The following is a 24354-nucleotide window of genomic DNA, read 5'->3' as shown; positions in this document are numbered from 1 at the left end:
CGAGCGCATGCTGACAGCACTTCTTTTCATACCCCTGTGCGCAGGCTGCATCATGCTGCTCTGGGGCCGCGCCGTCATCTGCCGCCTCGGCCTGCCGCTCACGGCACTGGCGCACACAGCCCTTGCCGCCGCAATTGCCGTCAAGGTCGCGCGCGGAGAAACCCCCTCTGAACTTGGCGGCCTGCTGGCCCCGGATGCTCTGGGCGTGCTGTTTCTGATGCTGGCGAGTCTGCTGTTTCTTGCCGCGTCGTTCTATGCCGTACATTACCTGCGGGAAGAAGAACGCATCGGCGAGCACACCAATATTCTGGATCACGGGCGCTTCACCAATGCGCCGGAGCGCCGCTTCACAGCCTGCCTGTGCTTTTTTCTCGGGGCCATGACGCTTGTGACCATCACGCCGCATATGGGCGCGCAGTGGGTGGGCATTGAGGCGACCACGCTTTCCAGCGCACAGCTCATTTATTTTCACCGTCACAAGAGTTCGCTGGAAGCCACCTGGAAGTACCTGATCATATGCTCCGTGGGCATTGCCCTGGCTCTTCTGGGCAACATATTGCTTTCCGTGTCGTTCCACGGTGCGGAAGGCGCCACTGGCGCAGCAGACGGCATGGATCAGGTGGGCTGGTTTGTGCGTAACGCGGCCCTTGCCGAACCCACATGGCTCAAGGCGGCCTTTGTTTTTCTGCTGGTGGGCTACGGTACCAAGATGGGCCTCGCCCCACTGCACAACTGGCTGCCCGATGCGCACAGTCAGGCACCTTCGCTGGTTTCGGCCCTGCTTTCGGGCGCGCTGCTCAACTGCGCCATGCTGGGCATGCTGCGCGGGCACCAGATCATGCTGGCTGCGGGGCTTGGCGGGCTTTCGGGTGGCATGCTCATGTTTTTCGGCATTCTTTCGCTCATGACAGCCGCCATCTTTATTGTGGGGCAAGGCCACTACAAGCGCATGCTGGCCTATTCCAGCGTTGAGCACATGGGCATTCTGGCTCTGGGCATAGGCGTGGGCGGCGTGGCTGTGCCCGGCGCAATGCTGCATGCGGTCTGCCATTCGCTCACCAAGTGCATGCTTTTTCTGCTTTCTGGCAACATTCTTGCCCGCTACCACACCTATTCCAGCTACGACGTGCACGGCATGCGCTGGACCATGCCCGCCACGGCGGCCCTGTGGACAGCCGGATTTCTGGCTGTGGCCGGGTCGCCGCCATTTGGGCTTTTTGTCAGCGAGCTGCTCATCTTCAAGGGCATGCTGGCGGCAGACCTGCCCTGGCTTTCCGCCGGATATCTGGTGCTGCTAGCCATAATATTTGTGGGGCTTTCCGTGTCGGTACTGCGCATGGTGCAGGGCAACCGCCCTGTGGATCTGCCGCCCGCAAACTCCGAGCCTGTGCTGAGCGTCCTGCCGCCTTTGGTGCTGGGGCTGACCGTGCTGACTCTGGGCCTGTGGATTCCCGACTGGCTGTGGAATTTTCTTAACCGCGCCGCTGCGCTCATAGGCGCGTAAACGCCAAAGGCTGATGCCAAAACCCGCCGGGTTTTGCGCTGCCAACGGTGAGAGGGCCGATGCTATTCGATTACCGCGATACCGTGCCGCTGTCGGGCATGCCCCCTGTTTCTGTTGAAGAACTGGGAGCTTTTGTGCGCCGCTACATTGCCGAAGGCTGGCGTCTGCTGGCCCTGCTCGGCCTGCCGGAATCTTCGGACGAAAACGCCCCTGCGGGATTGTGCTGCGTGCTGGCTCAGGACAGTTCGCACTATCTTGCCGCCATGCGCACCGCCCCCTTGCAGTCCTATGCTTCCATGACGCCCGCCACGCCTCAGACACATCTGTTTGAACGCGAAATATTTGAACAATGGGGCATCCGGCCCGAGGGGCATCCCTGGCTCAAGCCTGTGCGCCGCATCCCGGACGCTGCCGAAGCCAATGCCAGAACACAGGCCGAAGGCGGCTCGCTTGCCGCAGCGCCTGGCCAGGCTGCCCAGCCCTATCCCTTCTACAGAGTTGAAGGCGAAGAAATTCATGAGGTTGCCGTTGGCCCCGTACATGCCGGGGTTATTGAGCCGGGGCATTTCCGCTTTCAGTGCCACGGCGAAAATGTGCTGAACCTTGAGATTGCCTTGGGCTATCAACACCGTGGGCTTGAGCGCATGCTTGTGCGCGGCCCGCTTGCCCGTTGTCTGCCCCTGCTGGAGTGCGCCGCAGGCGATACAACCATAGGCCATGCCACGGCCCATTGCGTACTGGTCGAACGCCTTGCAGGCTGCGTTGTCGGCCCGCGCGCTCACCGTCTGCGGCGGGTGGGCCTTGAACTTGAGCGCCTTGCCAACCACACGGGCGACCTTGGGGCCATTGCCGGGGATACGGGCTTTTTGCCCACAGCCTCGTGGAATGGCCGCATACGCGGTGATTTTCTCAACACCACGGCCTGCCTGTGCGGCAACCGGTTTGGCCGGGGGCTGCTGCGCCCCGGCGGCACGGCCTACGATCTTGACGCGGACGGCTGCGCAGACATGCTTGCGCGCATCAAGGCGGCAGGACGAGACGTGCGCGGCGCTGTGGATGTGATGTTGCATACCGAGAGCGTGCTTGAGCGCCTCACGGGTACGGGCTACGTCAGCAGGGAAAGCGCCCAGAATCTCGGCCTGGTGGGCATGGCCGCACGGGCCTGCGGGCTCAAGGTTGACGCGCGTTTCCACTTTCCCCTTGCCGATCTGCCCACCAGAGACTGCGCGCCGCGTGTTGAAACAACGGGCGACGTTCTGGCCCGCACCCTCGTGCGCAGCAAGGAGATTGACGATTCCCTGCGCCTGCTCGAGGCGGATCTTTCCACTCTCGCCAACCTGCCGCCCCGTGCGGAACAGCCAGACGCCGAAGCCCTTGCGTCCCTTCCGCCCGATACCCTCGCCGTATCGCAGGTTGAGGGCTGGCGCGGCGAAATCTGCCATGTGGCAGTGACAGGGCCTGACGGAAAATTTTTGGCCTACAAAGCCATTGACCCTTCGTTCCACAACTGGTCCGGCCTTGCCATGGCCCTGCGCGGCAACCAGATTTCCGACTTCCCGCTCTGCAACAAGAGTTTCAATCTCTCGTATTGCGGACACGATCTGTGAGGCTTTGACATGCTGCGTATTATCAAGGAACGCCTGCACCAGAAATACCGCACCCTGGATTACCCCAATCGCCAGCCTACGCTCTCGCCCAGGTATCTGGGCAGGCCAGAGCTTGCGCAGGTTTCCTGCGGCTCGTGCCGCGCCTGCTACGCGGCCTGCCCCGCTGGCGCATTGCTGCCCACCGCTGGCGCGGAAGACGGCACCCCCACGCTGGACATGGGGCGCTGCACCTTTTGCGGCGCATGCCGTGCCGCCTGCCCCAAGGGTGCCTTTACCTTTACCGGGCAGCACCGCATGGCGTCCTTTACCCGCGAGGGCCTGCTGGTGGCTCCCGGTCAGCCTTTCGCAGAGCAGCCCACGCCGCCCCGGTTTTCCCTGTTCCGCCGCTCGCTCAAGCTGCGGCAGGTCAGCGCCGCAGGCTGCAACGCCTGCGAGGCCGACAGCAACGTGCTCACCACTCTGGTGTTTGACCTTGGACGCTTTGGCATTGATTTTGTGGCCTCGCCCCGCCATGCTGACGGTATTGCCGTAACCGGCCCGGTTTCGGAAAACATGCGGCTGGCCCTGCTTGATACCTTCAAGGCGACTCCTCAGCCGCGCATTGTTATTGCCGTGGGGGCCTGCGCCATTTCCGGCGGGCTGTTCCGCGAGAGTGATCAGTGCAACCGAGGCGTGAGCGAACTGCTGCCCGTGGATCTGTACATTCCCGGCTGCCCTCCCAATCCGTGGACAATTCTTGACGGTCTGACTTCGCTGCAAAAATAACGCCCAACCCGCCGGATTTGCTGAATTCAAACCTGCCACAATACTTTTCCGCCCACGCCGCAGGGAGCAAAAAACTGCCCCCCTTGCCGCGTTTTACCCAGACTTGCCTTAATCTGCATAATGATTATAGTAGATAGGGCTTGTACAGAAAGTACTACCCGGTCAAATCGCCACTCATGGAGATGACCAACACCGCCCTTATGGGAGATGTTCATGCAAATAAAAGCTTTTTTGACGATCCTTGTTCTGCTTTGCTGTTCGCTCATGTTCACCCTGTCCGATGACGCACTTGCCGCTCGTCTTGGCGGCGGTGGTTCTTTTGGCAGCAAGCCCTTTATGAGCACGCCTGCGCCCCGTCCGCAGACCACTTTCCAGAATAAGCCCAGCGCCGCTCAGCCTCAGGCACAGGCGGCCCCCGCCGCGCGGCCCGGCGGTATGTTTGGCGGCATGGGTGGCCTCATGGGCGGCCTGCTTGCTGGCACGCTCATAGGCTCGCTCTTGGGCGGTCACGGCTTTGCTGGCGGCGGCTTTATGGATATCCTGCTCATCGGCCTGATGATTTTCCTCGGCCTCAAGCTTTTTGCCGCCTTTCGCGGTTCGCAAAGGCCCGCGCAAGCTTCCGCAGGCGCGCAAGGCGCACGGACCGCGCAGCCCGAAGCGGGCATGATGCGTAATGACAGTGCGAGCAATGGATGGGATGCCCTGCGTGGTCAGGGCGGCGCTGGCGAGGCTGAAACCCCCGGCCCGCAGATTCCCATGCCTCCCGGTTTTGATGCCGATGAATTTCTGCGCGGGGCCAAGATGGCTTACACCCGTTTGCAGACGGCCTGGGACAAGCGCGACATGAACGATATCTCGCAGTTCACCACCGAGGCCGTGCAGAAATCGGTGCGCGAACAGATGGAAGCCGACCCCAAGCCGAGCACCACAGAAATTCTGCTGGTCAATGCCCAGCTGCTGGGTGTTGCCGATGAAGGTCAGGAGCAGTATGCTCAGGTGTTCTTTGACGTGCTTCTGCGTGAAAGCCCTGACCAGCAGACGCCGTCCTCTGCGCGCGAAGTGTGGCACTTTATGCGCCCTGTGACAGGCGGCAACTGGAAGCTGGACGGCATCCAACAGGTAGAATAAACCATATCTGCATTTGTACTGATGTAACGCGGGCTGAAAGCCAAGGCCTTCAGCCCGTTTTTTCATAAGAGCAAAACAGCCTTGAGAATGTGTATTCTCAAGGTTTTTTAAACGCCAACTCTGGCGTGGTGGTGCGACAACAAGGCATGCGCCTTGAGGCAAAGCCAACTCACGCAACCGCCAGAGCAAGGGGTACGTGTGGAGATGGAAATGAAAAACTACGTGGAAAAGCACGACAAGCTCGTGCGCTATCTGGATATGACCATTGAAAGCGCCACGCCGGAATACGCCAAGGTAACCATGCCTATCACCGAAAACCACAAAAACGGCATGGGCATGGCCCACGGCGGGGCCATCTTTGCCCTGGCCGATGTGGCTTTTGGCTCTGCCGCCAATGCGGGCAAGGATTACGGCGTGGTAAGCCTGAATACCACCATTGAATATCTGCGCCCCGGCAAGGTTTCGCCCCTCACGGCGGAGGCCTTTGTGGTGCGCAGCGGCAAGCATATCCTGAATTATGACGTAAAAATTTACGATGGTTCAGGCGATCTTATTGCCAAGTGCGTTGCCGCCGGTTTTCAGACCGATGTGCTGCTGCCGGATTAATTCATTTCTTGATCACGCGTGCGCCCGCCCAACTGGCCAGGTAGGCAAGGGCGAAGCGCACAACGACATCAACACAAAGCCCCTGCCGCAGGTTTTTCCTCCGGCAGGGGCTTTGTGTTGGCCTAGAATAAAAGAAATGCCCCTTGCCGAACCCTTGGCAAGGGGCTTCCACCGTAAACGCTTGGGGCGCATGGAGGTGATGCAGGGCGCAAACGTCAGATACAGGGCATTGCGCGCACAATATGAAAAATTTCAGAGTCCTATGCTTCGACCTTGGGCGTTGGGCGTTCCCCCAGAGATTCCGCCAGAGGCAGGCTGAGGCAGAATTCTGCACCGCCATCAGCCGCGTTGGCTGCTGTCAGCTCTCCGCCCCGGGCGTGCGCCAGGGAACGGGCCACCGCAAGCCCCAAGCCCACGTAGCGGCCAAGCGTCTTGCCGCCGGATGCATGCGCGGCAACAGGGCTTTGCAGGGCGCGCGTGCTGAAAAAAGGCTCAAATATGTGCGGCATGATGTCGGACGCGATGCCTGGGCCGTTGTCGCGCACCACAAGGTCATACCAGTCCTGCCCCTGCGCATCGCGTCTGGTGCTGGCGGCCAGGGTAATCAGACCGCCGGGGCGCTCTGCCGCTCCTGATGCGGATTCAATATCACTGAGAGCATCCAGCGCGTTTTCCAGCAAATGCAGGCATATCTGCTGCAATTCCGGGGCGGAACCCAAGGGGCGGGGTGCGCCCTCGCCCTGGGGCACGCGTACATCGCAGCGCACATGGGCGCTTTCCATGCGTTCGTGCAGAAGGCGCAGCACCTGGGCAACATCCGCAGCCACATCAAGCGCGCCAACGCGGGGGTCAAGCCCGTGCCCGACCATAAGCAGCTTGCGCGTAATCTCGCGCACCCGCAGGCTCTGCGTCCTGATGGTGTCCACAGCTTCGCGTACTTCGCCGATATCCGGCAAAGCTTCAGCTTCCGGCTCTTCCAGACAGTCACGGATCAGGCCGGCGGCCTGCACCATGATATTCAGCGGATTGTTGACCTCATGGGCCACACCTTCCGCTACCCGGCCAAGGCTGCGCCAGCGGGCTGCCTCGGCCAGACGGGCGGCTTCCTGCCTTGCGCCTGCGCGTTCCGCCGCTTTGCGGCATTCCGCAAGGATGCCGTCCATGCCCACAGGCTTTGACAGCCAGTTCAGCGCGCCGCGCCGCATGGCCTGCACAGCCTTGCCCATATCTCCTGCGCCGGAAAGCATCACCACATCGGTCTGCGGGTAGTGCTCGCGCAGAATTTTCAGCAGGTCCACGCCGTCCATACCCGGCAGCCCCACATCAAGAAATATGAGGTCGCGGGGGCCGCGCGCCAGTTCGGCCAGGGCCGCATCGGCATCCTGCGCGGTTGCGGTTTCGTAGCCCCGCAATGCCAGACGCTCGGCCAAAGGCTCCGAAAAGGCAGGTTCGTCATCCACAACAAGCACACGCATGGCGAACTCCTATGGCGAACCGCTGCCGCCCGGGCACTTTCAAGAAATCGCTCCGGGGCAATTAACGCTTGAACCAGCCGCCTTGCGGCGGGCAAGACCAGCCAACGCCTGTTTTATGGCAGGGAGTTAGGGCAAATTTCTGCAAGAGCATTTCGTGCAGAAACACCCTTTCCGCAGGCCGGATGCGCTCCATCCGGCCCTCCCCGGCCAAAGCTGCACCAGCGCTTATTTACCGTGCTCTTCCAGCACGTCCTTTTCGTTCATAACATCGCGGGCCGAATCAAAGTCCCCGCCTTCGGCCAGAGAAACAGCCACCATGGCGTTCTCAAGCTTGTCGCGGTAGGCCATGCGAATGCTGTTGAGCAATTCGTCAATGTCCATGGGCTTTCTGAGAAAGTTGTACGCGCCCATGCGATAGGCGGTCTGTTCTTCAGCGTCGCCGCCATGGCCCGTAAGAATGATGACCTGAACCTGCGGATTGCTCTTTTTGACGTTGCGCAGCACTTCAAAGCCGTCCATGCCGGGCATGCGCAGGTCAAGCACGATAACATCGGTGGGCTGCTCCACAGCCTTGAGGGCCTCGGGGCCGTCATAGGCTACCTGCGCTTCAAAGCCGCGCATGGCAAGGCGCTCCGACAGCGTGTCCACAAACTGCTTTTCGTCGTCCACCAGCAGGATTTTGATGTCTTCCTTGGTCATGGAATACTCCTTGAAGGCCCGGCAACATGCCGGCGCCGGTTATTCGCCTTCGCTATCGCAGGCCGAAATGGAAAGGAAAAATCTTGGCCCGGCGTCTCGCCAGGGCATAAGCACGGCGCGCCAACCGGGGCGCATGCCGTCAAGCATGGGACTACCCGTCATGGCCGCCAGGGCCATTTCGCGGTTGGCACCTTCCAGTGCCTCTACAATGATGCCTTCTTCCTTCTGCCGCCGTCCGGCGGTGAGGCGCAGGTTCACCTGCCCGCCCACCGAGGCGCAGAGGTCAAACACTTCAAGCAGTGACCGCAGCACTGCCAAAGGCGGCACATTGGCCCACACGGGCTCTTCAGTTTCGCCGCTGGTCAGCTGTATCTGCGCCGCGCGCGCCTGACGCGCCGCCAGCAGGCAGAAACTGCGGCTTACCCGCGCAAGATCGCAGGGGCCAGCGCTGCCAAGCTCCATGCCCCCAGCCTGAGCCATGAAATCCATGGCTTCGGAAAGGGCCGCCCCCTGAATGATGGAACGCTGCACTTCACTCAATGCCGATGAAAGCCGCTCTGCCCCCGGCGCGGCAACAGTCTTGCCGCCAGCCAGAGTTGCCAGATCCTGCGCCAGCCCGGCAGATTCACGAATCACGGCCAGTACGTTGCGCATGTCGTGAACGGCTGAAGCCAGCAAGCGGGCCATGCACTGACTTTCATTCATGACTTGCCTCCGTTGGCTGTGCATTCCTTGCCTTCACGCACGGCAGCTTGCAGCGTTTCCAGAAAAACATTGAAACTCAGCGGCTTGGTGAGGCAGGCAAAGGCCTGCGCCACGGGGTTTGTGCCGTTGTCGTCCACCGCCTCATGCCCGGTCAACAGGATGATCGGCAAATCAGGATACAGAACCTTGAGGCGGCGCAGCACCTCATCGCCCGACAGACCGGGCATGAAAAGATCAAGCACCACAACATCGGGTTTTTCCGGCGTGGCGGCCTGGAGGGCGCTGATGCCGTCATAAACCACATAGGGCGCAAATCCGCGAAGCGAAAGACGCTCTGCCAGGGTATCGACAAATTCCTTTTCATCGTCAGCCAGAAGGATGCGTAATGACATTCTACACCTCCACCGCGACATCTGGCGGAGTAAGCGGCAGGGTGATGCTTATGGTGCTGCCCCGCCCTTCTTCGCTTTGCACGTGAATTTCGCCGCCAAGCTTGCGCACGATGCCATAGGTGATGAACATGCCGAGCCCGGTTCCCTTGTCTTTTTTGGTGGAGTAAAACGGCTCAAAAATATGCCTGAGCACTTCGGGCGACATGCCCTTGCCGTTGTCCTGCACACTTATCAGCATCTGTCCGCCCTGGCCTTGGCAGCGTATTTTAACAAACCGCTCCTCGCCCTGAGGTTTCTGCATGCCGCCCTCGCCACCAGCCAGCGCGTCCAGCGCGTTGCCTACGATATTGAGGAATACCTGCTGCAACTGCCCCCGGTCCGACACAATTTCCGGCAGGTTGGGCGGCAGTTCCGTTTCAAGCTTGACGCCCCGATTTTTGGCTTCGCGCTCAAGAAAACCAAGGGTTTCTGAAATAACTTCTTCTATGTGCAGGGCCTGGCGGTTGGCTTCCATACGGCGGGCAAAGCCCAGCAACCTGTGGGTAATGCCTCGTGCGCGTTCCACTGTGCTTTCAATGCCTTCCAGCAGTGCGCAGAGCCTTTCCTTGTCCTTGCCCTCGCCGCACACCTTGCCCATGCTCAAAAGATCCTGGGCAAGCCCCGCCTTTTCGTAAATGACGGCCAGCGGATTATTGACCTCGTGGGCCACGCCCGCAGCCAGCCGCCCGATGGACGAAAGCTTCTGGTTGTGCTCCATCTGGGCAAAAACAGCGACCCGGCGTTCATCGCTGGCCTGCAAGCGGTTTATAAGCTGCTGCATGAGCAGATTCGAAACCATAAAGATCAGGGCAATGCCGCCGCACAAGACCAGCAGCAATTCCGTGCGCAGGGCCAGCCAGGGGCGGATGGCGTCTTCCGTGGGCTTGACGGCCAACAGCATGAAATCCGTGCCTGCCAGTGTGCACGAGGCCACCATGAGCTGCCTGCCCTTGGGGTCGGTAATACGGCGCACCACTGTTTCGTGCGAGGCCGGGGGCAAATCCATGGGCAGTTTTTCCAGCGCTTTGCCAAAAAGATTGGAATCCGTTTGCAGCACGCCTTCCGTGTCTACAAGAAACACGTCCGTGTCGTGCTCCGGCCCAACGGTGGATACAACCTGCTGGATGCGCAGGGTATCTGTGGCCACGCGCAACGTCCACGAAACGCCGTTTTCTTCAAGCCTGTGCACTGCCACAACAAGGTGCGGATACCCGCGATACCCCAGAATTGCGTTGCTGAGGTAGCGCCCCTTTATCTCGGTATCGCGCAGCCATGGCTTGCCCGCGTAATCCACGCCCTTGAGCTTGTACGGCCCCACATAGCCAACCTGCTGGCCGTCCGAGTCCACCAGGCCCATATCCACAAAGCCCTGATATTCACTCTTGAGGGCCAGAAACACGCGGTTGAGAGTTCGCTCGTCCAGCAAATCCTTGAAGGTATACGCGTGGGCCAGAAAACTCACAGTGGAAACACGCTCGCCAAGGTACAGTTCCAGCGCCGCCTGCGATTTGCGGGCCAGGGCGTATACCGGGCTTTCCAGTTCGCGCTCAAGGGTACGCATGTACTGCACATGGCTGATGGCCGAAAGCAGCAGTAGCGGCGTAACCGAAACGGCCACCATGAGCACTGTCATCAGCCGCCGCAGTGAGCGGTAACGGGCCGGAGACACTGCCTCCGGAACTTCCAGCAGATGCGCGAAGTAGTTTTTTATCGTGGCAAGCATATGCCCTCCAAGGTCTGCGCCGCCGTCAAGCCCGCTGGTGCGGTTCCGCTCCACGGCGGCACGTTCCCCGGCCCCGTAAGGCAAAATCCCGGCTAATGAGCGCCAGCCACCAGAACGCCCGAAGCCGCAAGGGTAAGCACCAGCACTTCAAGTACGGCAATGATCGCCATAATCCACTGCTTCTGCCGTATCAGCCCTATGGCAAGCTGCACAAAGCAGAAAATGGTAAGTGCCGCAAGAAAAGCGATACCAATGAAATTGCACATATCGCCCTTGCCCACAAGAGCAAGCCAGCCCCAGCCTTGAGGAATATTGCCCGCCGCGCGGTAGGCGGCGGCGTTCTGGGTCCAGAGGCGCGGCATTTCATCCAGAGGAATCTGCGGCGTCAGCACACCCAAAACGTAGAGCGCGTAGGTAACAAGCATTACCACAAAGCCCAGCAGCGCGCCATAGAACAGGGTGTCTGCATAGCGCAGTTGCGCGGGGGATGCCTTTATGTCGTGTTTCAAATCAGTGGTCATTGTTTTCTCCCTTCTATTCAAGCGTATCCGGTGCGGATTACCAGCCGAGGCCCTTCATGAGGGCCTTGGCCCCGGAGAAGAAGAGCACGCCAATAACCATGTAGCGGATGAACTTGGGCTTGGCCTTGGCAAGCAGCCGCACACCCACCACAGAACCCAGCATGAGGCCAACGATGGAAGGAACGGCCATGAGCGGGATAACGCAGCCCTGGTTCAGATACACCCAGGCGGCAGACGTGTCGGTAATGGAAAGCAGAAATTTTGAGGTGCCCACGGCCACCTTGAGGGGCGCGCCCATGAGCAGGTTGAGCACCGGCACGTTGGCCCAGCCAGCGCCAAGGCCGAACATGCCAGCCATGATGCCGATGGCGATGAACAACAGCAGGCCAGCCAGGGTGCGGTGAGTTTTCCACTCCACCACTTCACCAGTGCTGGGTTCAAGAAAAACGCCGTCCATGCCGAGTGCAAGGCCTATGGCATCCTGCTTGGTCACCACCGGGCGTACTGAGTTTTTGGAAAGCAGCAGCAGCACGGCAATGCCAAGAATCGTCGCGCCAAGGCAGGTCTGAATGATATTAGTCGGCAGCGCCAGACCGAGCATGGCGCCAACGATGGCGCAAGCCGAGGCAATCAGCGCCACAGGCAGAGCCAGGCGCAGATTGGCGAAGTTACGCCGCAACAGACCGGGGCCAGCGGCCAGCGCGCCCGCAAGGGCCACCAGCAGACCAGCGCCTCGCACAAAGTCGAGGTGGAAGGGGAAAAACCCGCTCACCAGCGGCACAAACAAAACGCCGCCGCCCACACCAGCCATGACGGCGATCACGCCGAGGATAAAACAGAAGAACAGCAGGGCCAGCGGCCAGTACCACCACGGATTGTTGTCTATAGCCACCGCCTCAGGCGCTTGCGAAGCAGCAGGAGCGGCTTCAGCGGGCGCGGCCTGCACCGAAGTATCAGCGGCAGCCACAGCCACAAATGCCGGGGGCTGCGGGGCGTTCTCCGTTTGAGCGCTCACAACAGGTGCAGCCGCAGGCGTTTTGTCTGCCTGTGCCGAAGCCGGACAGGCCAGCCACAGACACAGTGCCACGGGCAGCAGAATGAACTTCACAACAAAATTCTCAGCCCCGCTCTTCAGGGTTCTTTGGAAATCAAAAGCCATTGTTTCCCCCTTGCGGCCTTTTGCCGACGCAAGTTTATTTACGTTCAGCCCAAAATAGGTTGGAAAGGGGTTGGGTGCTATCAGGAGAATCCTGAATTGTGAAAAAAGGACTAAGGGATTTCCCCAGAGGAGAGGGGGGAGAGATTTAGCCTGTCGGTGGGGGGGAGTGTGCGGCCCTTCGGCACGATATTCCGCCATCCGGCGGAGTTTGGGACGCCTGCGCGGCGCGCGGGTTCGCCTCCCCGCGTGGGGCTTAAGCAGTTTACTGCCCTTCGGGCATGTGATTCCGCCCTTCGGCGGTGTTTGGACGCCTGCGCGGCGCGCGGCAAGGTGGGGCCGGTTATGGGGCTACGCCCCCTTCTCGGCCCCCCTTGCATCCCCCCCGAAGCACCCCCTAAGACGGGCTTTCCAAATTTCATCGTGTGGCGAGGGCAACGCGGCTATAGCTTCGGAAGCTTCCTTCCCTCGCTCCGCTCGCTCAGGTGATCTCCCTCCGCGCCGCGTAAATGCCATAGTCCGCTTTCGCTTCGATCAATATCCGCTTCAGCCAACCATCCTCAGTACTTGCCTAACTACAGAGCATACTTCCTTCCCGTTTAATGCCTCGTGGGCATACAGTCAGTCAGCATCAAGCTTGGACAAGTCAAAGAACAAATAAAAAGATATACAACATCTTTAATTTACTCGTAATGACGCCAATTACCATTCAACCATGATCAGGCGGATAAATTACGAGTCAGAAAAATCTATCCACCATCAGGAGTTGGTCGTGGAGTTACCTTCCTTAAACTCGCCGGAGCGAATGCGGAGGCGATGACTGGTGTTGGGCGAATTTGCAAAATACGCTTTTTGCGGCCTGAAAAGGAAGCACCGGGATTTTGAGCGCAGCGTACTCATGTACGTGAGCATCAAAATCCCGGCGCTGACGCATTCAGGGCGTAAAAGTCGGGTTTGCGTAAATGCGCTCGACAGGCTCACCCCGCCACCAAGCTCTCACACACCTCTTCCCTACACCTTCACAAGACCGTGCCGGATGGCAATCTTGACCAAATCCCCCACAGACCCGGCCTGCAACTTGGTAAGCAGATTGTACTTGTGGGTTTCCACAGTCTTGGGGCTGATATACAGCTCCGCAGCGATGCTCTTGACGCTCATGCCGTCAGCCAGCAAACGAAAAATCTCTTTCTCGCGGGGCGAAAGCGCCCCCAGATCAGCCCCGGCATCAGCATTCGCAGTATCGGCAGCCTCGCGCCGCTGACGCAGCATGGCCGCCACACGCCCGCCCGGATCGGGAAAACTCAGATAAATCTCACCCGCGCGCACACTTTCAATGGCACGCAGCAGCACGCCGGGCGATTCAGACTTGCGCACATGCCCCATGATGCCCAGATCAATAAGCTCCGGCAGCCAGCGCTGATCTTCATGCCCGGTATAGATCAAAATACGCGTCTGGGGCCGCACCTCAAGCACGGCGCGCCCTGTTTCAAGGCCGTTCATGCCGGGCATGCCAAGGTCAAGCACCAGCAGATGCGGTTGCAGGGATGCCGCCAGCGCCACAGCCTCGCCCCCGTTCTGGGCCATGCCCACAACGCGCAGATGCCCGTAGGGCGCAAGCAGACTGCGCACGCCTTCCATAAGCAGCTTGTGATCGTCCACCAGCAAAATGCGGCAGACCTCGCCCGGAATATCACCCATTGGCACGGCTTTGCGGCTCTCGCAGCTGATGTTTCGGCCCGCTTCCCCTGCGGCGGCTGTTGGCGTTGATTCCGGCGATGGGGGACAAAGCCGGAAGGCCTCCATGCCCTGACTGCGCGGCAACAAAGCCGCAGCGGCTATGATGCAGCACACGGGGCAACGCAAGGTTGCCCTGTAACAGCCGCGACGTTGCAGGGGCATGATCCCTCAAACAGACCAAGGGTGACAAATTTTTTATAAAATGAACAGAGAGGCCAGGCCCAAAAAGATAAAAAAGCCTGCGCCATCGGTGATGGTAGTGAGAAAAATGCTTGAAGCCTGCGCGGGGTCACGCCCCAGCGCCCGAAAAATAAGCGGGATGGAGCCGCCGGCCACAGCACCCAAAAGCATGTCGCACAAGAGTGCCCCGCCCATAACGGCGCCCACCATGGGCAGGCCCGTGAACCACCATGCAGCGAAAAAGGCCACCACAGCCATGGCCATACCGGTGACAATGCCGATCTTGCCCTCGCGCACCACGGCCATCCAGGCTTTTTTCTGGTCAAAACGGTCTGTGGCCAACTGGCGGATCATCACCGCCAGAGCCTGCTGCCCCGTATTGCCCGCCTGATTGGCCACCATGGGCATGAGCACGGCCAGCACGGCCATCTGGGCGATGGAGCCCTCGAACATGTAGACCACGGAGGCCGACAGGGCGGAATTTATCATGTTCACAAACAGCCAGGGCAGGCGCTTGCGCACACTCTCAAGCCAGGGGGTATCCACGCTTTCTTCCGGGTCGGCGCCCACCATGCCCAGCATGTCGGCGCTGGCTTCTTCGTGCATGATGTCCATGATGTCGTCATAGGTAACTACGCCGAGGATATGCCCCTCGTTGTCCACAACGGGCATGGCCATAAAATTGTAGTGCGAAAGCAGGCTTGCCACTTCGCGCTCGTCCGTATCGTAGGTGACGCTGACAACGCTCTGGCCCGAAACCGCGTCGCCCACGATGGTGCCGGGCCGCGCCAGCATGAGGTCACGCAGCGAAAGCACGCCCACAAGCACCTGATGCTCGTCCACCACGTAGGCGTAGTAGGGGCTTTCCTTGTCTTCCATTTCGCTGCGGATATGGGCAATAGCTTCATCTGCCGTGAAATTCTTTTCCAGCAGAATAAGCTCGGTGTTCATGACACCGCCCGCAGAATCCGGATCAAAATTGAGCAGGTTGCGCAATTCTTCCGAATCTTCGCGGTCGAGCTTTTCCAGCAGGGCGTCGCGGTGATCCTCGTCCAGTTCGTCCAGCACGTCGGCGGCGTCGTCAGGCGACATCTCGGCGATAATCTGGGCGGCTACGTCGTCGTCCAGATTTTCCAGCACATCCACGGCCATATTCTCGTCCAGTTCGGCCAACGCCTCGGCGGCGTCCTCCTTGGACATGCGGCTCAGGGTACTGACCTGCTTTTCGAGACTCAGATTCTCCAGATGGTCGGCCATGTCAGCCGGATGCACAAACTCGGCATCGGCGTATTCCGCGGCAAAATCTTCAGCATGGACGTCAGGCCGCTCCGCAGTCAGCAGAGAGGCCGCGTCCGGGGGCAGGGTGTCTTTTTCAGACGAAGGGTGGGGAGGTACTACAGGAGGCTGCGCGCTGCCGGGCTGTTCCGCAGGATCGGTACGGAATTTGTCGTTGTGCTGATCTGCCATGGCGCGCCTCTAATCCAGTCTGTAGCCGAAGTGGAATGGTCGCGCCCAAGGCGCAACCCTGCAACAAGGAGCGGCAAAGCCACGCCACGACCAACAGCCGATGGCAGCCCCAAAACCCGCACACAACGGCGGCACGGCAATCCGGGGTAATTTTTTGCCTTTCCCCGGCAGCCAGCCGCAAAACACTGCCGACTGTTAAGCAAAAAACGCGTGATTGTCACCAGCACTTCATGCTTGTGAAAAAACTCATGAAGTCCCGGCTGCTTGACGCGAAACACGGGGCATTCTATCTATTACACCACACCCGTATTGGGCAACCGCCGCAATCGGGCCATATTTACAGTCTTGCAGCGTGTGCAACGCGCGCCCTGACGGGCGAGTTTCCACTTAGCACGTGCAAGAAATGGGGACAAGCGCAATGTTCACGCCCTGGGCCGCATTTTTCTCTCCCGAAGGTCAGCGGCTACTCCAAAAATCCATCGACCTCGCTCTTGAGGAAGACGGCCCTGAAATGACCGCTCTGGGACTTTTTGCCCCAGAATCCTCCATGAACGCCGTAATCCGCGCCAAGGAAGACACCCTGGTTGTGGGCCTGCCTGTTATTGGCGCCGTTTTCAAAAGCCTCGGCGCGCCTTTTACGTGGCGCGCACTGGTCAGGGAAGCCGCCTCCGTGCCCTCCATGACAGAGGTTGCGCACATCTCGGCCCCGGCCACGGCCATGCTCAAGGCCGAGCGCGTCATTCTGAACTTCATCACCCATCTTTCGGGCATTGCCAACCTCACGGCCCGCTATGTGCGTGAACTGGAAGGCACTGGCGTGCGTCTGCTCGATACCCGCAAAACCACTCCCGGTCTGCGCTGGATCGAAAAGTACGCCGTTCAGGCGGGCGGCGGGCACAACCACCGCAAAAACCTGACCGAAATGCTCATGCTCAAAGACAACCACATCGATGCCGCTGGTTCCATCACTGCGGCGGTTGCCAAACTGCGCGCGCATTACGCGCCCTGCCCGCCCATCGAGGTGGAGTGCCGAACCCTTGCCCATGTGCGCGAAGCGGTAGCCGCCAAAGCTGACCGCATCATGATGGACAACATGGACGGCCAGCGCCTTTCCGAGGCTCTCGCCCTTGTGCCCCGCTCCATCGAAACGGAAGTGAGCGGCGGCGTGCGGCTGGATACCATCCGTGCCCTTGCGCTCACCGAGCCGCGCAGGCCCGATTTTATTTCTGTGGGGCGTCTGACCCATTCCGCAGTGTCGGCAGATTTCAGCATGACCCTGCTGACAGTGTAGCCGCAGCAACAGCCATGCCCGCGTTCCGCTGCCATACTCCCACACACCGCAAACCGCCAGCCGTGAAAACAACACGCTGACCCACGGCGGCAACCATACGGCGACATTGCGACAACACAGTGACATCACCGGAACAAAATTCCGCATTTGCCACTTCTTTTTTCATACTGCCTGCTGAGGAACCTGAAATGCAAGACACAAGCGCTGCAATCGCATCCCTGAAAAAACAGCTTGGCGCGAATCTGTGTATAATGGGGCATCACTACCAGAACGATAACGTGGTGCGCCACTGCGACATCACCGGCGATTCGCTGGAGCTTGCCCGCCGCGTTCCCGGCATTGACGCGGCCCACATTGTTTTTTGCGGCGTCTATTTTATGGGGGAATCCGCGGCCCTGCTGGCAAAGCCCGGCCAGAGCGTGCATCTGCCCAGCCTGGACGCAGACTGCCTCATGTCGCGCATGACCCCGGCCCCTCTGGCCCGCAAGGTGCTGGAGCAGCTCGCAGCCACAGGCCGCAAGATCATTCCGCTGGCTTACGTCAACACCGATCTGGCCCTCAAGGCCGTGGTGGGCGAATTTGGCGGCGCGGTCTGCACCTCGGCCAATGCCAAGATCATGCTGCGCTGGGCGCTGGATCAGGGCGACGGCGTGCTCTTTCTGCCCGACAGGCATCTGGGCAACAATACCGCCGAAACCCTGGGCATCAGCCAAGAGGAACGCCATGTGCTGCGCGTGGGCGCTGCGGGGCTGGTACAGCCAGAAACCCAGCCCCTTGACCGCAAGCTGCTGCTCTGGCCCGGCTGTTGCGCCATCCACGCGCGCTTTGAACCCGATGATGTGGAAGCTATCCGCGCCGAATACCCCGGCTGCCGCGTCATCGCCCACCCCGAATGCAGACAGGAAGTCATTGAAGCCTGCGACGGCGCTGGTTCCACGTCATATCTTATCAAGGAGGCGGCCCGCGTAGCCGCCGAAGAACCGGGCACGACCCTTGTTGTCGGCACGGAAAACAACCTTGTGTACCGTCTGGCCGAGCGCCATGCGGGCCAGTGCCGCATCCTGCCGCTGGGGCATGCCATTTGCAGCAACATGGCCAAGGTTACGGAAAAGAAGCTTCTGACCACGCTGCAAAGCGTAGCCGCCGGAGCAGCCTCGCCTCTGCACATTGAGGAGAACCTCTGCCCCCCCGCCCGTCTCTCCCTAACCCGCATGCTTGAAGCTTGCGGTAACTGAGGTTTGCGCCGTGAATTCTATTCGCCGTCATGTGCCCGTGCTGATCATCGGCTCGGGCGTTGCCGGATGCACCGCTGCACTTACCCTTGCCGATTCCGGCTGCGACGTTCTCCTGCTCAACGCCGGAGACCGGCTGGCTGACGGCAACTCCGAGCTTGCCCAGGGCGGCATCATCTATCAGGCAAATCCCACGCCAGAACATCCCTCGGACGCGCCAGCGCTGGAAAAGGACATTCTGGTTGCAGGGCACAATTATAATTACAACAAGGCCGTCAGCTTTCTGTGCGCGCAAGGGCCACAGTGCGTGGATGAGGTGCTCATCAAGCGCGCCCAGGTACCCTTTGACCGCAACGAGGACGGCACGTTCAACCTCACGCGCGAGGGCGGGCATTCCACCCAGCGCATTCTGCACTGCGCCGATTTTTCGGGCCGGGCCATCATGGAGGGCCTCACCGCCCAGGTGCTGGCGCACCCGCGCATCACGCGGCTGCACCGCCGCGCCGCCATCGACCTTCTGACCAGCCACCACCACGCCAAGGCCTCGCAGTACCGATATGAAGTGCGCAACCGCTGCCTCGGCGCGTACGTGCTCAATGAAGAAACCGGCGAGACGGAAACAATCCTCGCGGACTGGACAGTGCTTGCCACCGGCGGCGTGGGGCAGGTGTTTCTGCACTCCACCAACGCGCCCGGCTGCGTGGGCACGGGCATGTCCATGGCCTTTCGCGCAGGCGTTGACCTTGCCAACCTCGAGTTCATGCAGTTCCACCCAACCGCGCTGTACGAAGAACGCAGCAACCGCCGCTCGCTCATTACCGAGGCCATGCGCGGCGAGGGCGCGCGCCTGCTTGACAGCAAGGGCCGCGCCTTCATGCTCGACCACGACCCCAGGGGCGACCTGGCCCCGCGTGACGTGGTGGCCCAGGCCATGATGGACGAGATGCTGCACACCGGCGCGCCCTGCCTCTATCTGGACGTGAGCGGCGTGGAGCAGGACGTGCCCACGCGCTTTCCTACCGTATACGAAAAGTGCCGCGAGGCCGGCATCGACATCCTCAAGGAGCCCATCCCCGTCGTGCCCGCGGCCCACTACTTCTGCGGCGGCGTACTCACCGATGTGCATGGCCGCACCTCGCTGCACGGACTCTACGCCATCGGCGAATGCGCCTGCACCGGCCTGCACGGGGCCAACCGCCTTGCCAGCACATCCCTGCTTGAGGCATTGGTATGGGGCGTGAGCAGCGGCAAGGATCTGGCCCACCGCGTGGTGGCCGAAAGCGGCCTGCCCAAGGCTCTGGCCTCCGCCATCCCCGACTGGAAACATGAAGGCGACGAACGCAGGGACGACCCGGCCCTTGTGGCTCAGGACTGGACAAACATCCGCAATACCATGTGGAACTATGTGGGCATTGCCCGCACAGAGGCGCGCCTGCGCCGCGCCTTTGAAGATATGCGCGACCTTGTGCGGCATATCCACGACTTTTACAAGCGCACACGCATATCGCGGCGGCTGGTGGATCTTTTCCACGGCTCGCAGACCTCGTATATCATCACGCAGGCCGCGTTGCGCAACAAGGTAAGTATTGGCTGCCACCACCGGGTGGATTAAAGTGCATGTCGGCCACGGCCCTTGCCTGAACACTTTTTAGCAAAATCGGCTGAATGTCTGCGTTGCGCGGCGCATGCCTGCAACTGCGATTTGCCCACTGAAGTTTTGAAGCTGGAGAAACCTGAATGAAAAAAGCATATTTGCCTGCCGCCGTGGTGATTCTGATCGCGGCGGGTTTTCTGGGTCTGTTTTTCGGCCTGAGCCCTCTGGTGGAGGGGCAGGTGCAGAGGGGCATCCAGAGCATCGGCATCTCCGGCGACGGCATATCCACGCAGGCCGCGGTGGACAGGGTGGAATTTTCGCCCCTTTCGCGCACCCTGACGCTGTACGGCCTGCGCCTGCGCGGTGAAACGCCCCAGGGCCCCCTTGCGTATGAAGTGGCGGAGGTTTCGCTCCGCATTCCCATGCGCATGCTGCTGGCCTACACCCCCTTGCGGCCCATGGTGCTGAAGGATGTGGGCATGATGCCCGTGGCCGAAAACATCGTGCTGCGCAATCTGGCCCTGCGCACACCCGAGGCCCGAGGCTCGGTGCAGCGTGAAGAAATTGACGAATTGCGCAGCCAGAGTGAACTTGTGGCCCGTTTTCTTGACGGAGCCCCCATTGACGCACTGGCCGCCACGTACCTCATGGGTGCAGACAAGGCGCACAGCTTTTTTCTGAGCGTCAGCCTTCCCGGCAAGGAAGGCCTGACCCAGCTGACCATTAAAGAATCGCTGATCAAGGGATGGGACGGCGCTTCCGTCGAGCATATGCGCATCGAAGACATGCAGAGCCGCCTCGATGGGCACGAGAGCATGCGCATGGCGAGCTTTGAAGCCAACGGCCTCACCCTGCCGGAGCTGGGCCTGCTGCACCGCCTTATGGACACAGCCGCCATGAGCGAAAGCGACATGGACGCAGCCGTTAAGGCCCTTGGCCCGGTGGTGGAAGAAATTCTGGCTGCCGACCCGCCCCTTGTGCGGCAGGTGCGCGCATCGGGCATGACCTTTGCCGTGGAAAACGGCAGCGTGACTGTTGGCAGCGTGGGTTTTGACTGGCTTTCCAACTCGCCGCGCCACACAACCAGCTTTATTCGCGATCTTGCGGCCTCCAAAAGTCTGCTTGAGGAGGCTTCCGGCCTTGCCATGCCCGCGCTCAAGGCCAGCATGACCTTTGAAAGCCTTGGCCTGAGCACTGCCTCGCACAAAAAAACAATGTCCATCAAGGCCGAAGGCCTCGCGGACGTGGACTGTTCATTCACCCTGTACGATGCCGGAATCATCAGCACCAGCGAGCAGGCCCTGCTGATGCAAAGCTTCAGCGATCTGCACCTCGCCGTGAAGGATCACGGCGCGCTGGCCTGGGTTGGCCTCAATCTTTCCCACGATGGGCGCGCAGCGGCCACGGCCCTGCACCAGACCCTGGACAAGGGGATGGATCTCGTCCCCACCCCGCAGAACAACGCCATCCGTCAGGCCCTGCTGACCTTTGTGCAACGCCCCGGCCAGCTTGAAGCCGCCAGCGCCAAAGGCCAGCGCATAGGTATTCTGCAAATACTGGCCGCCCTGAACGACCCCGGCGCGCTGTTTACCTGTACCGCCGTTGCCGGTCAGAAAACGCTGGAAGAACAGATCAACGCCATTGCGGCGCAAACCGCCAAAACATCCGCCCCCGCCGAAGCAGCGGGAAAGTAACATATGCGCAAACTCTGTCTCAAAAAAAATGAAGATCGGCGTCTGCGCGCCGGGCACCTCTGGATTTTCGCCAATGAGGTGGACGTAAAACAAAGCCCGCTTACCGACTTTGCCCCCGGCGAAGCCGCAACCCTGTGCGACTGGCGCGGCGCGCCTCTTGGCAGCGTGTACGTCAATCCTGCTTCGCTTATCTGCGCCCGCCTGCACAGCCGCAAGCCCGATGTGGAGCTGGACGAGGCCCTGCTGGCCCAAAGGCTGGAATCGGCACTGGCCCTGCGCCAGCGCCTCTACCCCGGCCCCTGGTATCGGCTTTGCCACGGCGAGGGCGATTTTTTGCCCGGTCTGGTCATTGACCGCTACGGCGACCACCTGACCGTGCAGGTCACCACTGCGGGCATGGAGCAAAGGCGCGAAGCGCTCACAGCCGCCCTGCACACGCTGCTGCATCCCACGTCCATTCTCTGGGCCAACGACCTTGCCGCGCGCGGGCTTGAAAACCTCTCCCGCGAGCAGCAGAGCGAAGGGCAATTGCCCGAAAGGCTGGAAGTACCGGAAAACGGCTGCCGCTTTTTCGCGCCCTGCGCCACAGGCCAGAAAACCGGCTGGTTTTTCGACCAGCGCCCCAACAGGGCGGAACTGGCGCGCTATGCCAAGGATGCCGATGTGCTGGATATTTTCAGCTATGTTGGCGGGTTCGGCGTTACCGCTGCGGCTGCGGGCGCGCGCTCCGTCACCTTTGTGGATGCCTCGGCCCAGGCGCTCGCCTTTGCGGAAGAAAACTCCAGGGCCAACGCTCCCGGCTGCGAAGCCCAGACTCTGTGCGGCGACGCCTTTGACCTGCTGCGCCAGATGCGCGACGAGGGCCGCCGTTTTCAGGCCATCAGCCTTGATCCCCCGGCCTTCATCAAGCGCCGCAAGGACGCGGCCCTCGGGCTTGCGGCCTACAAGCAGGCCAATGACCTCGCGGTGCAACTGCTGGCGCCGGGGGGCATACTTGCCACCTCGTCCTGTTCGCACCATCTTGAAACGCAGTCTTTGCGCGCTTGCTTGACGCAGGCTGCCGCCAAGCGCAAACTGCATGCCCGTATTCTTTTTGCCGGGGGCCAGGGGCCGGATCATCCCATCCACGCCGCCATGCCCGAAACGGCCTATCTGAAGTGCTTTATCGCCCAAGTGGGCGCGTAACTAGAAGGATTTGACATGCTGAACAAAGTCCGCCTGCTCACCCCTGGCCCCACGCCTCTGCCGGAGCGCGTGCGTCTTGTGCTTGCCAAAGACATGATCCACCACCGCAAAAGCGAATTCAAGGCCGTGATGGGCCGGGTTCAGGAGCGCCTGCGCGTGCTGTTCGGCACGGGCGATGTGGTTCTGCCCCTTTCCTGTTCCGGCACGGGCGCCATGACGGCGGCGGTGTACAGTCTGTTTACCCCCGGCCAGCGGGTACTGGTGGTCGAGGGCGGCAAGTTTGGTCAGCGCTGGCGCGAGATCGCGGTTTCACGCGGGCTTGAAGTCACCACCATTGAAGTGCCGTGGGGCGAAGCCGTTAACCCGCAGGACGTGGCGGCGGCCCTCAAGGCCGATCCGGGCATCGCGGCGGTGCTTATCCAGCACTCCGAAACCTCCACCGGCGTCCTGCACCCTGTGGAAGAAGTGGCCCGCATCACGCGCGATACCGACACCCTGCTGTTGGTGGACGGCATCTCTGCCGTGAGCCTCGCGCCCTGCCCCATGGACCAGTGGGGTATCGACTGCCTTGTCACCGGCTCGCAAAAAGGCCTCATGCTGCCCCCCGGCCTTGCGCTGCTGGCGCTCTCGCCCCGCGCATGGAAAAGGGCCGAAAGCATCACGCCCGGCTGCTTCTATTTCAATCTGCCCAAGGAAAGGGCCAAGATCGCCCAAGGGCAGACATTGTTCACCTCCGCAGTGAACCTTGTGGTCGGCCTGGACGAAAGCCTTGAAATGCTGCTGGAAAACGGGCTTGAAGCCATTTACGCCAAGCAGTGGGCGCTGACCATGCTGGCACGCGCGGGAGTTGCCGCCATGGGCCTTGAGCTTTACGCCAAAACCCACTTTGCCTGGGGCATCACCAGCGTCATGCTGCCTGCGGGCGTTGACGGCACCGAGGTGCTGCGCATCGCCATGGACAACTACGGCGTGTGCATGGCTGGCGGTCAGGATCACATGAAGGGCCGGATGGTGCGCATAGGCCATATGGGCTGGGTGGACTGGGCCGATCTGGTGGCAGGGCTGCATGCCCTTAACCGGGGCATCATTGAAGCGGGTGGACACTGCGGCTCGCGTGACTATCTTGAAGAAGCGCTGGCCGCTTATCGCATGGCTCTGGCGGGCAAACCCGGCGAGCCGCTGCCGCTGATCCACAGCTAGGGCGCAAGCTCTTGCGCTGGCGGTAAAAGCTTGTATGTTGAACGCAAGCATTTGGCGCAAACTGCTGTTACCGTAACCGTTTACGTGCCACGAGGTCGCCATGAGTGACAATAACTGCGGCTGCAAGGCCGATGGCCCCATGCCGGAAGTGACGTTTTCGACCTTTATCATTTCGCTGGCGTCATCAGCTCTGGTGCATCTGGGCGAAGTGCCCAATCCCGAAACCGGCGACACGGAAACAAGCCTGCCACTGGCAAAGCACAGCATTGACGTGCTGGAAATGCTGCGCGCCAAGACCGAAAACGGGCTGGAAGAACAGGAACGAAATCTGCTGGAAAGCATTTTGTACGAGCTGCGCATGAAGTTCGTCATGAAGTGCGGCCCGGACTGCGCTTGTCAGTCAAAAAAAGCTTGAGGCACTGCGGTGCGGCACGACCAGCGGCAATCTGCCGTC

General features: G+C 60.8%; 21 protein-coding genes. 12 read left to right on the top strand and 9 right to left on the bottom strand.

Translation table 11 applies throughout. From position 1 onward, the window contains the following. The first annotated feature begins 7 nt into the window (after window positions 1-7). The 5 genes from G449_RS0112160 to G449_RS0112140 all read left to right on the top strand — a co-directional run bounded on the left by G449_RS0112160 (window position 8) and on the right by G449_RS0112140 (window position 5610). Window positions 8-1504: a proton-conducting transporter transmembrane domain-containing protein gene (locus G449_RS0112160; RefSeq protein ID WP_022659592.1), complete on the top strand. Its 1497-nt coding sequence runs from the start codon at window positions 8-10 to the stop codon at window positions 1502-1504. A 59-nt stretch (window positions 1505-1563) separates the two neighbouring features. After that, a complete protein-coding gene (locus G449_RS0112155; RefSeq protein ID WP_022659591.1) occupies window positions 1564-3111 on the top strand; it encodes a hydrogenase large subunit in 1548 nt (515 codons plus the stop codon). A 9-nt stretch (window positions 3112-3120) separates the two neighbouring features. Continuing rightward, window positions 3121-3876, top strand: a complete 756-nt coding sequence (locus tag G449_RS0112150; protein ID WP_022659590.1) for an NADH-quinone oxidoreductase subunit B family protein — start codon at window positions 3121-3123, stop codon at window positions 3874-3876. Between the two features lie 213 nt (window positions 3877-4089). Further along, window positions 4090-5004 carry a Tim44 domain-containing protein gene (locus tag G449_RS0112145; protein WP_027180967.1) on the top strand — a complete coding sequence of 305 codons (915 nt, stop codon included), beginning with the start codon at window positions 4090-4092 and terminating at the stop codon, window positions 5002-5004. 210 nt (window positions 5005-5214) lie between these two features. Then, window positions 5215-5610, top strand: a complete 396-nt coding sequence (locus G449_RS0112140) for a PaaI family thioesterase (RefSeq protein ID WP_022659588.1) — start codon at window positions 5215-5217, stop codon at window positions 5608-5610. 260 nt (window positions 5611-5870) lie between these two features. On the opposite strand, the gene G449_RS0112135 is transcribed toward G449_RS0112140, so the two are convergent. From G449_RS0112135 to mgtE, 9 genes are all read right to left on the bottom strand, one after another. Continuing rightward, the gene (locus tag G449_RS0112135) at window positions 5871-7085 is read right to left on the bottom strand and encodes a hybrid sensor histidine kinase/response regulator (protein WP_022659587.1); all 1215 of its coding nucleotides are present in this window, start codon (window positions 7083-7085) and stop codon (window positions 5871-5873) included. Window positions 7086-7310: 225 nt separating this feature from the next. Then, window positions 7311-7784, bottom strand: a complete 474-nt coding sequence (locus G449_RS0112125) for a response regulator (protein ID WP_022659585.1) — start codon at window positions 7782-7784, stop codon at window positions 7311-7313. A 39-nt stretch (window positions 7785-7823) separates the two neighbouring features. Further along, window positions 7824-8489: a histidine kinase gene (locus G449_RS0112120; protein ID WP_022659584.1), complete on the bottom strand. Its 666-nt coding sequence runs from the start codon at window positions 8487-8489 to the stop codon at window positions 7824-7826. Beyond that, window positions 8486-8881 carry a response regulator gene (locus G449_RS0112115; protein ID WP_022659583.1) on the bottom strand — a complete coding sequence of 132 codons (396 nt, stop codon included), beginning with the start codon at window positions 8879-8881 and terminating at the stop codon, window positions 8486-8488. Before G449_RS0112115 ends, G449_RS0112120 begins: the two co-directional genes overlap by 4 nt. 1 nt (window position 8882) lies before the next feature. Further along, on the bottom strand, window positions 8883-10643 hold the full coding sequence (locus tag G449_RS0112110) for a sensor histidine kinase (RefSeq protein ID WP_027180966.1): 1761 nt from the start codon (window positions 10641-10643) through the stop codon (window positions 8883-8885). 92 nt (window positions 10644-10735) lie between these two features. Beyond that, window positions 10736-11164 (bottom strand): hypothetical protein, encoded by a 429-nt coding sequence (locus G449_RS0112105; protein WP_022659581.1) that lies wholly within the window; start codon window positions 11162-11164, stop codon window positions 10736-10738. 37 nt (window positions 11165-11201) lie between these two features. Then, a complete protein-coding gene (locus tag G449_RS0112100) occupies window positions 11202-12323 on the bottom strand; it encodes a sulfite exporter TauE/SafE family protein (RefSeq protein WP_022659580.1) in 1122 nt (373 codons plus the stop codon). 1008 nt (window positions 12324-13331) lie between these two features. Next, window positions 13332-14219: a response regulator gene (locus tag G449_RS0112095; protein ID WP_245559869.1), complete on the bottom strand. Its 888-nt coding sequence runs from the start codon at window positions 14217-14219 to the stop codon at window positions 13332-13334. 33 nt (window positions 14220-14252) lie between these two features. Then, entirely contained in the window at window positions 14253-15704 is a 1452-nt protein-coding gene (gene mgtE / locus G449_RS17035; protein WP_022659578.1) for a magnesium transporter, read from the bottom strand. 418 nt (window positions 15705-16122) lie between these two features. Between mgtE and nadC the strand changes: the two genes are divergently transcribed. The 7 genes from nadC (at window position 16123) to G449_RS0112055 (ending at window position 24315) form a co-directional block, all read left to right on the top strand. Next, window positions 16123-16995 (top strand): carboxylating nicotinate-nucleotide diphosphorylase, encoded by an 873-nt coding sequence (gene nadC / locus G449_RS0112085; RefSeq protein ID WP_022659577.1) that lies wholly within the window; start codon window positions 16123-16125, stop codon window positions 16993-16995. Window positions 16996-17183: 188 nt separating this feature from the next. After that, window positions 17184-18230, top strand: coding sequence for a quinolinate synthase (gene nadA / locus G449_RS0112080; RefSeq protein ID WP_022659576.1), 1047 nt, complete (start codon window positions 17184-17186; stop codon window positions 18228-18230). A 10-nt stretch (window positions 18231-18240) separates the two neighbouring features. Continuing rightward, window positions 18241-19839, top strand: coding sequence for an L-aspartate oxidase (gene nadB, locus G449_RS0112075; protein WP_022659575.1), 1599 nt, complete (start codon window positions 18241-18243; stop codon window positions 19837-19839). A 125-nt stretch (window positions 19840-19964) separates the two neighbouring features. After that, the gene (locus G449_RS0112070; protein WP_022659574.1) at window positions 19965-21515 is read left to right on the top strand and encodes a hypothetical protein; all 1551 of its coding nucleotides are present in this window, start codon (window positions 19965-19967) and stop codon (window positions 21513-21515) included. Window positions 21516-21518: 3 nt separating this feature from the next. Then, on the top strand, window positions 21519-22700 hold the full coding sequence (locus G449_RS0112065; RefSeq protein ID WP_022659573.1) for a class I SAM-dependent rRNA methyltransferase: 1182 nt from the start codon (window positions 21519-21521) through the stop codon (window positions 22698-22700). Between the two features lie 15 nt (window positions 22701-22715). Then, window positions 22716-23900, top strand: coding sequence for a pyridoxal-phosphate-dependent aminotransferase family protein (locus tag G449_RS0112060; protein ID WP_022659572.1), 1185 nt, complete (start codon window positions 22716-22718; stop codon window positions 23898-23900). Between the two features lie 100 nt (window positions 23901-24000). After that, on the top strand, window positions 24001-24315 hold the full coding sequence (locus tag G449_RS0112055) for a DUF1844 domain-containing protein (RefSeq protein ID WP_022659571.1): 315 nt from the start codon (window positions 24001-24003) through the stop codon (window positions 24313-24315). Window positions 24316-24354 lie beyond the last annotated feature (39 nt).

It is taken from the genome of Desulfovibrio desulfuricans DSM 642 (assembly GCF_000420465.1).
In the GTDB taxonomy this organism is placed as follows: domain Bacteria; phylum Desulfobacterota; class Desulfovibrionia; order Desulfovibrionales; family Desulfovibrionaceae; genus Desulfovibrio; species Desulfovibrio desulfuricans.
This window is presented reverse-complemented; position numbering and strand designations above follow the sequence as displayed.

What these genes read in the sequence shown, in the direction of transcription:
- G449_RS0112160 (WP_022659592.1), top strand. Translation starts at nt 8, where the DNA reads ATGCTGACAGCACTTCTTTTCATACCCCTGTGCGCAGGCTGCATCATG.
- G449_RS0112155 (WP_022659591.1), top strand. Translation starts at nt 1,564, where the DNA reads ATGCTATTCGATTACCGCGATACCGTGCCGCTGTCGGGCATGCCCCCT.
- G449_RS0112150 (WP_022659590.1), top strand. Translation starts at nt 3,121, where the DNA reads ATGCTGCGTATTATCAAGGAACGCCTGCACCAGAAATACCGCACCCTG.
- G449_RS0112145 (WP_027180967.1), top strand. Translation starts at nt 4,090, where the DNA reads ATGCAAATAAAAGCTTTTTTGACGATCCTTGTTCTGCTTTGCTGTTCG.
- G449_RS0112140 (WP_022659588.1), top strand. Translation starts at nt 5,215, where the DNA reads ATGAAAAACTACGTGGAAAAGCACGACAAGCTCGTGCGCTATCTGGAT.
- G449_RS0112135 (WP_022659587.1), bottom strand. Translation starts at nt 7,085, where the DNA reads ATGCGTGTGCTTGTTGTGGATGACGAACCTGCCTTTTCGGAGCCTTTG.
- G449_RS0112125 (WP_022659585.1), bottom strand. Translation starts at nt 7,784, where the DNA reads ATGACCAAGGAAGACATCAAAATCCTGCTGGTGGACGACGAAAAGCAG.
- G449_RS0112120 (WP_022659584.1), bottom strand. Translation starts at nt 8,489, where the DNA reads ATGAATGAAAGTCAGTGCATGGCCCGCTTGCTGGCTTCAGCCGTTCAC.
- G449_RS0112115 (WP_022659583.1), bottom strand. Translation starts at nt 8,881, where the DNA reads ATGTCATTACGCATCCTTCTGGCTGACGATGAAAAGGAATTTGTCGAT.
- G449_RS0112110 (WP_027180966.1), bottom strand. Translation starts at nt 10,643, where the DNA reads ATGCTTGCCACGATAAAAAACTACTTCGCGCATCTGCTGGAAGTTCCG.
- G449_RS0112105 (WP_022659581.1), bottom strand. Translation starts at nt 11,164, where the DNA reads ATGACCACTGATTTGAAACACGACATAAAGGCATCCCCCGCGCAACTG.
- G449_RS0112100 (WP_022659580.1), bottom strand. Translation starts at nt 12,323, where the DNA reads ATGGCTTTTGATTTCCAAAGAACCCTGAAGAGCGGGGCTGAGAATTTT.
- G449_RS0112095 (WP_245559869.1), bottom strand. Translation starts at nt 14,219, where the DNA reads ATGCCCCTGCAACGTCGCGGCTGTTACAGGGCAACCTTGCGTTGCCCC.
- mgtE (WP_022659578.1), bottom strand. Translation starts at nt 15,704, where the DNA reads ATGGCAGATCAGCACAACGACAAATTCCGTACCGATCCTGCGGAACAG.
- nadC (WP_022659577.1), top strand. Translation starts at nt 16,123, where the DNA reads ATGTTCACGCCCTGGGCCGCATTTTTCTCTCCCGAAGGTCAGCGGCTA.
- nadA (WP_022659576.1), top strand. Translation starts at nt 17,184, where the DNA reads ATGCAAGACACAAGCGCTGCAATCGCATCCCTGAAAAAACAGCTTGGC.
- G449_RS0112070 (WP_022659574.1), top strand. Translation starts at nt 19,965, where the DNA reads ATGAAAAAAGCATATTTGCCTGCCGCCGTGGTGATTCTGATCGCGGCG.
- G449_RS0112065 (WP_022659573.1), top strand. Translation starts at nt 21,519, where the DNA reads ATGCGCAAACTCTGTCTCAAAAAAAATGAAGATCGGCGTCTGCGCGCC.
- G449_RS0112060 (WP_022659572.1), top strand. Translation starts at nt 22,716, where the DNA reads ATGCTGAACAAAGTCCGCCTGCTCACCCCTGGCCCCACGCCTCTGCCG.
- G449_RS0112055 (WP_022659571.1), top strand. Translation starts at nt 24,001, where the DNA reads ATGAGTGACAATAACTGCGGCTGCAAGGCCGATGGCCCCATGCCGGAA.